At 46.5% G+C, this 13586-nt stretch carries 11 protein-coding genes and 1 pseudogene; 1 reads left to right on the top strand and 11 read right to left on the bottom strand.

The annotated features are described in order from the left end of the window. Window positions 1-54 precede the first annotated feature (54 nt). From bioD to bioB, 4 genes are read right to left on the bottom strand one after another with little or no spacing between them, the layout of a single operon-like run. Window positions 55-741 carry a dethiobiotin synthase gene (gene bioD / locus DYB02_RS06840; protein WP_005460040.1) on the bottom strand — a complete coding sequence of 229 codons (687 nt, stop codon included), beginning with the start codon at window positions 739-741 and terminating at the stop codon, window positions 55-57. Beyond that, entirely contained in the window at window positions 738-1544 is an 807-nt protein-coding gene (gene bioC, locus DYB02_RS06835; protein ID WP_029806396.1) for a malonyl-ACP O-methyltransferase BioC, read from the bottom strand. The genes bioD and bioC overlap by 4 nt, the downstream gene beginning before the upstream one ends. Beyond that, window positions 1544-2695, bottom strand: a complete 1152-nt coding sequence (bioF, locus tag DYB02_RS06830; protein ID WP_029806394.1) for an 8-amino-7-oxononanoate synthase — start codon at window positions 2693-2695, stop codon at window positions 1544-1546. The genes bioC and bioF overlap by 1 nt, the downstream gene beginning before the upstream one ends. Continuing rightward, window positions 2682-3734, bottom strand: a complete 1053-nt coding sequence (gene bioB / locus DYB02_RS06825) for a biotin synthase BioB (protein ID WP_005495747.1) — start codon at window positions 3732-3734, stop codon at window positions 2682-2684. The genes bioF and bioB overlap by 14 nt, the downstream gene beginning before the upstream one ends. A 129-nt stretch (window positions 3735-3863) precedes the next feature. Here bioB and bioA point away from each other — a divergent pair, with 129 nt between their 5' ends. Further along, window positions 3864-5144, top strand: coding sequence for an adenosylmethionine--8-amino-7-oxononanoate transaminase (gene bioA, locus DYB02_RS06820; RefSeq protein WP_029845746.1), 1281 nt, complete (start codon window positions 3864-3866; stop codon window positions 5142-5144). Window positions 5145-5213: 69 nt separating this feature from the next. Here the strand turns inward: bioA and DYB02_RS06815 are convergent, their stop codons facing one another. The 7 genes and pseudogenes from DYB02_RS06815 to DYB02_RS06785 all read right to left on the bottom strand — a co-directional run bounded on the left by DYB02_RS06815 (window position 5214) and on the right by DYB02_RS06785 (window position 13527). Further along, complete coding sequence (locus DYB02_RS06815) at window positions 5214-5480, bottom strand: DksA/TraR family C4-type zinc finger protein (RefSeq protein WP_015296513.1); 267 nt, start codon at window positions 5478-5480, stop codon at window positions 5214-5216. Between the two features lie 134 nt (window positions 5481-5614). After that, window positions 5615-6055 (bottom strand): annotated as a pseudogene (locus tag DYB02_RS25875) (hypothetical protein). Then, entirely contained in the window at window positions 6049-6615 is a 567-nt protein-coding gene (locus DYB02_RS06805) for an ATPase (RefSeq protein WP_225868813.1), read from the bottom strand. Before DYB02_RS06805 ends, DYB02_RS25875 begins: the two are co-directional and overlap by 7 nt. Window positions 6616-6984: 369 nt before the next feature. After that, window positions 6985-8292 carry a serine--tRNA ligase gene (gene serS / locus DYB02_RS06800; RefSeq protein ID WP_005495761.1) on the bottom strand — a complete coding sequence of 436 codons (1308 nt, stop codon included), beginning with the start codon at window positions 8290-8292 and terminating at the stop codon, window positions 6985-6987. Between the two features lie 91 nt (window positions 8293-8383). Then, entirely contained in the window at window positions 8384-9673 is a 1290-nt protein-coding gene (locus tag DYB02_RS06795; RefSeq protein ID WP_043043278.1) for a replication-associated recombination protein A, read from the bottom strand. Between the two features lie 66 nt (window positions 9674-9739). Further along, window positions 9740-10366, bottom strand: a complete 627-nt coding sequence (gene lolA, locus DYB02_RS06790; protein WP_029805927.1) for an outer membrane lipoprotein periplasmic chaperone LolA — start codon at window positions 10364-10366, stop codon at window positions 9740-9742. A gap of 74 nt (window positions 10367-10440) precedes the next feature. Further along, window positions 10441-13527 carry a DNA translocase FtsK gene (locus tag DYB02_RS06785; RefSeq protein WP_029805929.1) on the bottom strand — a complete coding sequence of 1029 codons (3087 nt, stop codon included), beginning with the start codon at window positions 13525-13527 and terminating at the stop codon, window positions 10441-10443. Window positions 13528-13586 lie beyond the last annotated feature (59 nt).

Here is a 13586-nt window from a genome sequence, read left to right as displayed (position 1 = left end):
AAAGGGCTGCAAATTGCAGCCCTTTGGTTTTGAGTACGTTTACAAGAAATGCTCTTAATCGATGTTCAGTAATGGCTCAACGTTAATGTATTTACCCAACTCTTTGCGCTTCGCACTTGGAATGTAAGGGATCTCACCTAACTTCGGTGCATCAATGCGCGATTCAAGCATTTCAATAATGTCCGCGTAATGCTCTGTGCCTGGGTTAACTCGGTTCGCAATCCAACCCACTAGGTTTAGACCATCTGCTTTGATGATTTCCGCCGTTAATAAAGCGTGGCTCAAACAACCCAGTTTAATACCCACGACAAGTACCACTGGTAGCTGCTCTTGCTGTACCCAAGTAGACAAGCTGTCTGTGTCTGACACAGGAACACGCCAACCACCAGCACCTTCTACCAATACAACATCGGCTTGCTCTTTATGTTGAGCGAGCTTTTCACTCAGCAAATCGTATTCGATTTCAACCTGCTCGTGCTTGGCTGCGATGTGAGGAGAAGCTGGTAATTCCAAAGCGTATGGGTTCACATCTTCATAAGCCACTTCTAAGGTTGCGGCTTTTTGCAAGTGCAGTGCATCTGAATTGCGCCAACCTTGCTCTGTTTTTTCGCTTCCTGCAGCCACTGGTTTGTAGCCAATGGTATTTAGTCCTTTTGCTGCGAGTGCTTGCAAAACGGCTTTCGACGCCACCGTTTTGCCTACATCAGTATCCGTACCAGCAATAAAAAATGCATCAATCATAAATGTATGACTCCAAAACAAACCTGATAAGTTGCAGGTAGAAGACCTTGATCGTTTTTGAATGCTTGGTACGCGCGCTCGACTTGCAACAAAGTACGACGACTTGTTAGACCATGTGAGCGCCCGCTTACGTGATTTGCACCAATACCTTTGAGATCACGCATAACAGAAAATGCTGAGTCGTACCAAACTGTGATGGTGGTCGAGTCTAGATGATGGTTATGGCATCGAGATTGCGCTAACGCAATTTTTACCTGATTGAGAGTAATAAAGTTATTCACGTGTTGATATGTGTCAATTTTTGCCCACGAATCACGCAGTTCGCATAGCGAGCCATCAACTAGTGTTGAGAAACACCCTTTCCCATTAGCAGCTAATATTCGGCGAATTTCTCTCAACGGATAACTTAAATCGACACACCACTGTAGCGCGAGACTTGAAAACACATAGTCAAAACTAGCATCCTCGAATGGCAAGCTTTCCGCGTCTGCTACCACATAACGAACATTATGGTCACCACAACGCTCGCGCGCTTTGTCCAACATTCCTTGCGAAAGATCGGCACAAACAACACTTCCGCCTCGCTCTAGCAATAACTGAGAAAAATATCCGGTTCCACACCCCAAGTCCAAAACGCGCTTGTTGGTAAGATCGCTTGGGAGCTTTTCCAACAAACGATGGCCAACATCTCGTTGAAATGCCGCATGTTTGTCATAGGTGTCAGCCGCTTTGCCAAAAGACGAAGCAATCGCCTCTTTGTCTTGGTGTACGTTGTCCAACACCATGTTTTCGGCATTATCCATTACAGCGCTCCTAATGCTTGTTTCAATGCGATTGAAAGCGTTTTAACTTGTTCTGTACTATGGTTCGCAGTGAGCGTGATACGAAGGCGTGAGGTACCTTTCGGAACGGTTGGTGGACGAATCGCGGTGACCCATATGCCATTTTGTCGACAAGCATTCGCAACCTGCAAAGCAAGTTCTGATTCGCCAATAACAAATGGCTTGATCGGGGTATCTGTTTCAACAAAGCCATCCAGACCACTTAGATTCGTTTGATAAACCTCATTTAGCTCCGCCAGCTTTTCGCGTCGCCAAGACTGCTCTTGAATCATAGAAACCGCATGTGTCAACGCGTAGGCCTGCGCAGGTGGCATTGCTGTTGAATACACATGGTGACGAGCAAACTGGGTCAAAAAGTCACCCGTTGCTTGATCACACAAAATCGCCGCGCCGGACATACCAAACGCTTTACCGAAGGTCACGACTAAAATCTCTGGTTTAACATTAGCAAGTTCACAAGAGCCTCCACCCGATTCGCCGAGCACGCCAATACCGTGAGCGTCATCCACTGCTAACCATGCATTACGTAAGCGAGCTACTTCCGCAATGTCTTTCAACGGCGCGCAATCGCCGTCCATACTGAAGACACCTTCAGTCACGACCAGATGATTGCCTTCGTTAGTAAACAGCGTTTCTAAATGCTTAATGTCATTGTGCTTAAAACGCTTCATTTTCGCCGTTGACAGTGACCCTGCTTCCATCAAAGATGCGTGGTTTAATCGGTCTTGAATCAATACGTCTGATTTTTCTAGCAGGGTAAAAAGCAACGCTTGATTAGCACTGAAACCAGAACCAAATAATACCGCCCTCTCGAAGCCCAACCATTCAGTTAACGCCGCTTCTAAGTTGCTGTGCGCAGCACTGAAGCCAGTGACCATGGGTGATGCCCCACTGCCACTGCCATAAACGCTCAGACCTTGCTGCCAAGCACGTACAAGCGCTTGGTCATTGGCTAAGCCCAAATAATCGTTGCTTGAGAAGTTGATGTAGCGTCTGCCATCATGTTCTAAAATCGATTGGTTTCCGGCAAATACCACATTCATTGAACGATTCAACCCTCGCGCTTTACGAGCAGAAAGAGCAGATTCGATTCGAGATTTAAACGCTGGCATCGTAGAAAAGATCGTCTTTAGTTGGACGTGCAGCAACGCGCTCTACCACGCGATCCAGCAATTCGTTTTCTTCGATTTCATCAGGTTTTTGAGACACTTCTTGGCTGTTAATACCCAGCTTCTTAAACAGCATCATGTCTTTGTCTTCAGAAGGGTTTGGGGTCGTTAGAAGTTTGCAGCCGTAGAATACTGAGTTTGCACCTGCCATAAAACACAGCGCTTGCATCTGTTCGTTCATGTTTTCGCGACCAGCAGACAAACGCACAGCCGATTGAGGCATCATGATTCGTGCGATCGCAATCAGGCGGATAAAGTCGAATGGCTCAACATCGTCCACAGTCTCCAGCGGTGTACCCTTCACTTTTACCAGCATATTGATTGGCACGCTCTCAGGGTGTGTAGGAAGATTCGCCAATTCAACCAACAAACCTGCACGATCATTGGCACTTTCACCCATGCCGATGATACCGCCAGAACAAATCTTCATACCAGCATCACGAACGTGAGACAGCGTATCCAAACGGTCTTGGTAAGTACGAGTGGTAATGATGTTGCCGTAGAACTCAGGCGACGTATCTAGGTTGTGGTTATAGTAATCCAGACCCGCGTTTGCCAGCTGCTTCGCCTGCTCTGGCGTTAACATACCTAACGTCATACACGTTTCCAAACCCATGTCTTTTACGCCTTTGATCATATCGGTCAAATGCGGCATGTCGCGCTCTTTCGGGTTCTTCCACGCTGCGCCCATGCAGAATCGCGTCGAACCTGCATTTTTCGCTTTTTGAGCAGCGTCGAGTACACGTTCGACTTCCATCAGACGCTCTTTTTCGATGTCTGTGGTGTAACGAGCGCTCTGAGGACAGTACTTACAATCTTCTGGACAAGCACCCGTCTTAATCGACAGAAGCGTGCTTACTTGAACATGGTTGGTTTGTTGGTATTGACGATGAACAAGCTGCGCTTCAAATAGGAGATCCATGAATGGCTTTTCCATGAGATCGCGCACTTCAGCATGCGTCCAGTTATGACGAACTTCCACGTGTATTCCTTTAATCACTTTTTTGTTGTGTTGACAGTCTACTTAGTCTCGATAAACTGTCAACACAACAAGAAACAACGAAGTTTACATTGGTTTATTTTTTAACCTTAACAACTATTGGAATAGAACATGGATCTCGCCTTCGACCGCCATCACATCTGGCATCCTTACACTTCAACGTTGACACCTCTGACCTGCTACCCAGTGGCCTCAGCAAATGGTGTACACATTAAATTGAAAGATGGGACAGAGCTTGTCGATGGCATGTCTTCTTGGTGGTCGACTATCCATGGCTATAACCATCCCCACCTAAATCAAGCGGCTCACCAGCAAATCGATCAAGTGTCACATGTCATGTTTGGCGGGATTACCCACCAGCCTGCAATTAGTTTGTGTAAGAAGTTGCTGTCCCTCGCACCAAATAACCTTGAGCATGTATTCCTTGCCGATTCAGGTTCCGTTGCCGTAGAAGTTAGCTTAAAAATGGCTCTGCAATATTGGCATGCGAAGGGAGAACGCCGACCGAAGTTTCTGACTTTGCGCCACGGTTATCACGGTGACACCTTTGCAGCCATGTCGGTTACCGATCCAGATAACTCAATGCACTCTCTCTACAAAGGCTTTTTACCTGAGCATATCTTTGCGGAGTCACCAACTTGTGGTTATTGGGATGAGTGGAAGCCAGAAGACCTTGCTGACTTTGAACACAAGATTGACTCGCACCATCAAGAGCTTGCAGCGGTGATCCTAGAGCCTATCGTTCAAGGTGCGGGCGGCATGCGTATCTACCATCCAGAATTTCTCAAAGGCGTGCGTAGGCTTTGTGATAAATATGACTTGTTATTGATTGCGGATGAAATCGCAACAGGGTTTGGACGCACTGGCAAATTGTTTGCCTGCGAACACGCAGATATTCAACCAGACATTCTGTGCGTCGGCAAAGCACTCACAGGCGGCTACATGACCCTTTCAGCGACGCTGGCGAGTAAACATGTCGCTGACACGGTTTGTGGTGGTGACGCAGGTTGTTTCATGCACGGACCAACCTTTATGGGTAATCCCCTCGCCTGCGCTGTAGCAACGGCGAGTTTAGAATTGATCGAACAAGGTGACTGGCAGCAGCAAACCCAGCAAATCGAAATGCTGTTTTTTGAATTACTGCCAAAACTTGAAGAATACGACTTGGTGAAGAACACCCGTTGGTTGGGTGCCATTGGCGTCGTAGAAACGCATCGCCCAGTGAATATGGAAACCATCCAAGCACTGTTTGTTGAGCACGGTGTTTGGATTCGTCCATTTGGCAAACTGATTTATATGATGCCGCCATTCATCAGCAAACCAGAAGATATTGAAAAGTTAATTAATGCGATTGATGCAGCGTTGCAACGTAAAGACTGCTTCGCTTCATAGTTCAACTCAACACGAAAACGGTTTGAGTATGAGACTCAAACCGTCTCTTTATTTACAAGAACAGCAAAGCTATCTAAGTTGACTGTCTTTACTCGCTCGTCGATTAAATAATGCTTGGCGTTGAGACACCAATTCGATTGTTGACTGACATTCGATACAAAGACGAACACCTTTCATTGCAACTCGACGCGCTTCAGGTATCTCGTCTCCACATTCATCACAATAGTGAGCACTTTCGCCCCCTTTAATATTGCCACGAACACGGGAAATCTCGTCGTCGATGGTATTTTGAATTTGTTGGCTAACGCTATCGTCACTTGCCCACCCTACGGCCATAAGCCCTCCTCGTTACTTGAATGAGAAAATCTACTTACCGTGGTAAGGGGGATGATTATATCGATTACAAATAACAAGATAATTAGGGTGAATTAGAAAACACTATTACACCCTGGTAATAATTATGCATTCAACTACTCTGTGCTCTCTTTGAAAAGCAATGCAAGGTTACTAATACTCCCTTCTTCACACTCAAAATACTCTGTTTTCCCTGACTGCCTAAAAGTAACACTGAGTGTTCTCTGTACCTCATTAAACTCCTCGCTAAAGTACTCACTGACTAATATGACACGTTCACCAATACTAAATTCCAGTGACTTTTCATCCACTAACGCTCGGTGATAGTGTCTAACGTGATAATCTTGAGGTCTTATACATTGGGAAAGCTGACTTCGATTGGCAATAAACTCTTTAAAGTGAAGCCCTTCCTTATCTTGGTCTATCGATATACTAAGCTTCGTAGTTTAGCTTACCGTGCATTCAAAGACTTTTCTAGGCGGAGTGTCTGCGAGAGCAAACGTGCTCACCATGGCAACAGCTAAGAACCAAATAACCGCCATGAGTTTCATTACCATTCAGCCAGCACAGTAAATGAAGCTTGCTCAGACATGCGAGTTAATACATATCCGTGTGAAGAAGAATACGAGCCACTGAGTACACTATTTTCTTTCTCAATAACGATATCCTCGATGCCGTCAGCGTTGTAATCACCTTTTGCTACAACCGTGATGACTTGAAAACCACCGGTCGCGTCGAAGTACTCTGCTCTCACTTCACTGACGACTCGAGTACTTTGGATATGGTCTGCTTCATCCCACGTTGGTAGTGTCTTTACTTTCTCCTCACTTTCGTCAGATATAACAAAAGCAAGTGCACTTGGAGCGAATTTAGGAAAGTTATCGTCTAACTTCAATTTCGATATAAATGAGCGCTTAGAGGCAGCTAACTTTGCCATCTCACTCCATGTTTGACACTGCATTAAATACGCTTTAAACGCGCCGTATTCATAGGCTTTGGCCGCAGTAAAACCCGCTAAGTTTGCTGTAGTCAGGTCTTTGCAATTAGATACCGATTTTGTTTCGCCAGATGTACGACTCAACTCAAGCTCATATCCCCAGTCGAATGAATTGTGCATATCTATATTTTCTTGGGAAGGCTGCGCTATTTCGCGTGCGAAAAAGAGGTCGGTTCGCTCACTATCTAGATATTGAGGCTGGATAAGTTTACTTGCGATAACACTCTCGCTAACGAGCAAGGTAAGAGGAAAAATAACAAGCAAAGAAAGATGATTTAATGGCATAACGTTTAACAACAAGGACAAATAAGGCCGTTAGCTTGTCATTTTAAAACCGCTTAGAAAATATCATTTATCACATCCTGTCAAATTCTGGGCGAGCTCTTCACTATTGCGTGCGCTATCTACATAACAACGTATTTTCACTCGACGCAGATAACAAAAAACCCAGCGCTGAGGCTGGGTTTTGATGTTCTAGTGGCTAATGAATTAACCGATGTGCGTTGCGCCGCCCATGTACTTCTGAAGTACTGCAGGGATTGCAATGCGACCGTCTGCTTCTTGGTTGTTTTCTAGGATAGCAACCATGGTACGACCAACAGCTAGACCAGAACCGTTTAGCGTGTGTACAAGCTCAGGTTTCTTCTCGCCTTTACGACGGAAACGCGCTTGCATACGACGAGCTTGGAAGTCCCACATGTTAGAACATGAAGAGATTTCACGGTAAGTTTCTTGAGCAGGAACCCAAACTTCTAGGTCGTAAGTTTTACGAGCGCCGAAGCCCATGTCGCCTGTACATAGAACGACTTTACGGTAAGGAAGTTCAAGAAGTTGTAGAACTTTCTCAGCGTGACCTGTTAGCTCTTCTAGCGCGTTCATTGAATCTTCTGGCTTCGTGATTTGTACTAGCTCAACTTTGTCGAACTGGTGCATACGAATCAGACCACGAGTATCACGACCGTATGAACCCGCTTCTGAACGGAAACATGGCGTGTGCGCTGTCATCTTGATAGGTAGATCCGCTTCGTCAGTGATAGTGTCACGAACTAGGTTCGTTACTGGTACTTCTGCTGTAGGGATTAGAGACAGTTTACGTGGCTCTTCGTCGTTTACTTTTTCCGCTAGAGGCTCAGTGTGGAAAAGATCTTTACCGAACTTAGGAAGCTGACCAGTACCGAATAGGCTGTCAGAGTTCACTAGGTAAGGTACGTACATTTCTGTGTAGCCATGTTCTTCTGTATGAAGATCTAGCATGAACTGAGCAATTGCACGGTGTAGACGAGCAAATTGACCTTTCATCACGATGAAACGTGCGCCAGTGATCTTAACTGCACTTGCGAAGTCTAGACCACCACCCATTTCGCCTAGGTCAACGTGGTCTTTCAAATCGAAGTCGTAAGTCTTAGGCTCACCCCAACGAGAGATTTCAACGTTGTCATTTTCGTCTTTGCCATCTGGCACTTCATCTGCTGGGATGTTTGGTACAGAAAGCGTGAATTCGTCTAGTTGAGCCATTACTTGCTCAAGTTCAACTTTCTTCGCGTCAAGATCGCTACCTAGAGTACCGATTTGTTTCTTGATCTCTTCTGCGCCTTCTTTGTCGCCAGCCGCCATTTTTTGGCCGATTTGCTTGGAGATGGAGTTACGCGTGGATTGTAAATTTTCTACTTCTACTTGAATGGACTTACGTTGTTCTTCAAGTTTACGAATAGTCTCTACGTCTAGCTTAAAGCCACGACGCGCCAGTTTAGCAGCTGTTTCATCCAGCTCTGTACGAAGTAATTTAGAATCCAGCATTGTTAATCCTATGCTTTTTGTTGTGAAATCACGCGCACTTTCCAAGCGTACGCGTTAAAAAAATTTACTGAACAAATGTATCCAAAAACGCCTACTTTTCATAGCGCTTTTGTTGGCTATTTGCGTCTAATTTAGCCAAGTAATCTAACTTTTCGCCGATTTTGGTTTCTAGACCGCGATTTGTCGGCTGATAGTACTTACGATCCGCCATTTCTGGTGGCAAATATTGCTCACCCGCTGCATAAGCACCCGGCTCGTCGTGAGCATATCGATATTCTGCGCCATAGCCCATGTCTTTCATCAGACTGGTGGGTGCATTACGCAAGTGATGCGGCACTTCATATTCAGGCAAGTTATGTGCGTCAGTGAGCGCTTGTTTCCAAGCAACATAAACGGCATTACTCTTTGGAGCGCACGCGAGATAAACAATTGCTTGAGCAATCGCACGCTCACCTTCTGCTGGACCAACACGTGTAAAACAGTCCCACGCGGAGAGTGCAACTTGCATGGCTCTAGGGTCCGCATTGCCGACATCTTCCGATGCTATCGCAAGTAATCGGCGGGCAATGTAAAGTGGATCACAACCTGCAGCTATCATACGAGCAGCCCAATACAAAGCGGCATCTGGGTTTGATCCACGAATAGATTTGTGCACAGCGGAGATCAAATCGTACCAAATGTCGCCTTTATTATCGAAGCGAGAGACTTTCTCCCCGGCTACTTCAGCAAGCAGTTTGAGTGTTATCTCTTTTTCACCTTGATCATTCTCTTCTGCCATATCGTAGAGAAGCTCAAGGTAGTTAAGAGACATGCGAGCATCACCGTTCACCAACTCGGCTAGACGGTCTAACACATTATCAGCAAAGTTCGCTGGCGTATTGCCCAGCCCTCGTTCTTTGTCGTTAATCGCTTGATTTAGTGCGAGTGAGATCTCTTCTTTATCCAGTGAAGTCAGCTTGTAGACTCGAGCACGAGACAACAATGCGTTGTTCAGTTCGAAAGACGGGTTCTCTGTCGTTGCGCCAATAAACGTGACGGTTCCATCTTCAATATGTGGTAAGAACGCATCTTGTTGCGATTTGTTGAAGCGATGGACCTCATCCACAAACAAGATGGTGCGGCGACCCGCCATTTTGTTCTCGCGCGCTTTTTCGATTGCAGCACGAATCTCTTTCACACCGGACGTCACCGCAGACACGCGTTCAACTTCCGCATTGGCGTAATTAGCAGCGACTTCCGCTAACGTGGTTTTACCTGTACCAGGAGGACCCCAAAGGATCATTGAGTGGACATGGCCAGCCTCTAACGCGCGACGCAGGGGTTTACCCGGGCCAAGAATGTGTTGCTGACCGATGTACTGCTCAATAGTTTGCGGTCTCATACGAGCAGCAAGGGGACGAAAATCTTCGTCCCCCGAGAAATCTAATGTGTAATTACTCACTACCTATTAATTCCTTTGATCGTCCACTTCCACGCCTTTTGGAACTGTGAACGTAAATCTGTCTGCTTTTGGTTTGCCAAGCTTAACATTACTGAATGTAAAGAGCCCTTTCTGGCCATCTTGCTCGATGACGTTAAAGCCTTTCACTACGCCTTTCGCGTCAATATTGATCTGGAACTGACCTTGAGTAGAGTCTACTGCAGTTGGGATAAGCGTAAATTCATTCCCTTTCTGGGAGATCTTATAATTATCCCAATCACTTGCTCTGTTGCGAGTTAAGAGCACAAATGGTGTTTGCTCGGTCGCTTGCTCTTGCCAGTAAATGCTGACTTGCTCAATAAACGGGCTGTAGTACCACAAAGTTTTACCGTCTGAAACCAGCAAGTTCTCATCTGGGAATGTCGTGCTCCAACGGAACAGGCTTGGACGAGCGATTTCAACCGTGCCTTCCCCTTCCATGACCGTTTTCCCTTCAGGGCTGATCACTTGCTGAGAGAAATCGGCACTGAAGCCCTCATTCATCGCGAGGCGTTTGTTCAGTTCATCTTTTGGAGAGGCTGCATTTGCAGCAGAGAAGAAAGAAATGCTTAAAACTAGCGCTGAGAAAAGTTTCGCTGAAAATCGTTTTTTCATTCAGATACCTATCAGAGGGTCAAAGACCTAAAGTTACTCACCTCAGTTGGACTAAGGTGAGTAAAACAAGTTCATTAATCTTTTGGTGGCGCAGGAGCCAAGACTTCACGGTTACCATTGTGACCCGGCGCACTCACGATGCCTTGAGCCTCAAGCTGCTCGACAATTCGTGCGGCACGGTTATAACCGATTTTGAATCGACGCTGCACGCCAGAAACCGAACCACGGCGCGACTGAACCACGTGCTCAACCACCTGATCAAACAATGGATCCATCTCTTCATCTGATTCCATTTGTTCGCCCGGAAGCAAACTTTCTGGGCCTTGGTCGCCACTGATGATTTCATCGATGTAGTTTGGCTTACCACGCGCCTTCCAGTTGTTCACCACAGCATGTACATCATCATCCGATGCAAATGCGCCGTGAACACGAATCGTATGGCTAGAACCTGGAGGCAAGTACAGCATGTCACCCATACCAAGTAGCGATTCCGCGCCGCCTTGGTCAAGGATAGTACGCGAGTCCGTCTTCGTTGATACAGTAAACGCCACGCGTGTTGGAATGTTTGCTTTAATCAGACCCGTAATAACGTCAACCGATGGACGCTGAGTTGCAAGAATCAAGTGAATACCAGCCGCACGCGCTTTCTGAGCCAAACGAGCAATCAGTTCTTCAACCTTTTTACCCACAACCATCATAAGGTCGGCAAATTCGTCAACAACAACGACGATGTATGGCAATTTCTCAAGCAACGGCGGTTCTGTATCCATACTGTCGCCTTCTTGCCAGAATGGATCGTGAATTGGGTGGCCGGCTTCAGCTGCCATCTTCAACTTCTCGTTAAAGCCTTTCACGTTACGCACACCCAGTGCCGACATCAGTTTGTAACGGCGTTCCATTTCACCCACACACCAACGTAGAGCATTGGATGCGTCTTTCATATCAGTAACAACTTCGGCAAGAAGATGAGGGATACCTTCGTAAATAGAAAGCTCCAACATTTTCGGGTCGATCATTATGAAGCGTAGATCTTCTGGAGAAGCTTTGTAGAGCATACTCAAGATCATGACGTTTACACCGACCGACTTACCTGAACCTGTCGTACCTGCAACAAGTACGTGAGGCATTTTAGCGATGTCAGCAATGACAGCTTCACCCGCGATATCTTGACCAAGTACCACCGTCGTTGGCGATTTAGCTTGCTCAAATTGAGGGCTGCTGATGACGTCTGACAGATAAACCGTCTGACGACTCATGTTTGGCAACTCAAGACCGACATAAGGTTTGCCTGGAATCACCTCTACAACACGTACCGCCATCGCCGATAGAGCACGCGCCAAGTCCATAGACAGACCAGAAATTCGACTTACTTTCACACCTGGCGCCAAATCGAGCTCGAATCGAGTGATGACTGGGCCTGGGTAAATGCCGACTACGTCAGCTTTAATTTTGTAGTCTGCAAGCTTGCTTTCGACTAAACGCGCGACTTGCTCAAGCGCTTCACGATCGATGAAGTTTTCACGTTTTTCCGGATGGTAAAGCAATTCAAGTGTTGGCAGCGGCTCTTCTGGCACTGGTAAATTCTGTTCTTGCTTCATCAAGAATGGGTTTTGCGTCGCGGCAACTTTTGCTTGCGCGCTGGATACCATGCTTTGGAATGCGGCAACATCTTGATCGCCATCTTGCACTTCCTCAACCTCAACTTCTTGTGGCGCTGGTTCAAACACTACACTCGGCTCAGGTGTCTGTTCTGGTTGAATTTGAGAAACCGATTGTGGTTGAACTATAGGTTGAGGCTCTGGTGAACGCGACTGAGGTTGAGGAGCAACATATGCCTCCTCTTCATCTACTACATCAAAATCAGAGATGGTTGGTTCAATATGTTCACTTGGCTCAGCGTGGTCGGTAATGTCATCAAGCGCACGAGTGTCAATAACAGGCTCTTCGTGTGGCGTTGGTTCCACATGGAGTTGCTGTTCTTGCTGAGCAGCAAACTGTTCATACTCTTCATAGCTTGATTCTCGTTGAGGCGTATCGTGTTCAACAACCTCTTCATGCTTGGCTTGCACCTGTTCTTGATAGACTGCGTTTGTATCCGCATAAGATTGGCTTGTTTGTTCTTCTGACACCCAATCATCTGCTTGCTGCGCTGCAGCTTCCAACTCTTCGATGGTTACATTCAGCTGCTTGGTACGCTCAACCATTGGATCCACGTTATCTGTGCTGACCGCTTTAAGTTGTGGTTCTGGTTCAACATACGTTGGCGTCGCATTTACTGCCGCAACTCGTTGAGTTTGGGGCTCTGGCGTCGGTTTTACCGTAGACGTTTCTGATTTGGCTTGCGGCATATATATAGGATATTCGTGTACTGCCGCTTTCTCTTTTGGCTCTTCAACTTCGTAAGCCGTTAAGTGAGGAAGCGTCTCGTCGTCTTGTTGATCGTCTTCAACGTGTTTTGTTGATACTTTATCCTCAACAAACTCATCAAGCTGAGGCTCTAGCGTCTCTTGTTCTGAACCTCTGAACTTATTCGCGATGGCAGCCAATACCGCTAACGAGCGATCACCAAGCCATTCGACGATGTTCAGCCAAGAAATCCCCGTAAACAGAGTAAAACCAGCCCCCCACAGAAATAGAAGGACGAGCGTTGTACCCAGTACATTCAACGTCGGCAAAGCAAGGCTTGATAAAACATCGCCTACTACACCGCCCGATGAGAAGTACCAAATATCATCGAAGTTAATATCGGCAAGGCCGCAACTGGTCATGATAAGAACGGTTAGGCCCAGTAAACGGGTTCCCCACAGCATAAAATCAATTGGCTCATCTTCCCCTCGCTTACGACAAATCACCCACGCAGCCGCAGCCAGTAGGAAAGGAATCGGATAGGCGAGAGAGCCAAAAGTGAAAAATAGAGTGTCGGCAAGCCATGCGCCAAACAGGCCACCAGCGTTATCGATCTCCCCACCCCATGCAGTTTGGGACCAAGATGGATCAGCTGGACTAAAGGTAAATAGTGCTACAGCGAGCAATACCGAGCTAAGAACGCCAACGATAAAGCAGCACTCTTTTAAGCGTTGGAAGCCATTTAAGCGTGAAGACTGAGGCTCTTCACTGGTTTTAATGATGGTTTCGACTTTCTTTGCGTTCTCTTTGAACATAAATCAACTTGAATATGGAAATGAAATAGGAATTTGCAAAACATTCCGAGCGGCATCAA

Origin of the sequence: Vibrio parahaemolyticus (assembly GCF_900460535.1) — a bacterium.
In the GTDB taxonomy this organism is placed as follows: Bacteria; Pseudomonadota; Gammaproteobacteria; order Enterobacterales; family Vibrionaceae; genus Vibrio; species Vibrio parahaemolyticus.
This window is presented reverse-complemented; position numbering and strand designations above follow the sequence as displayed.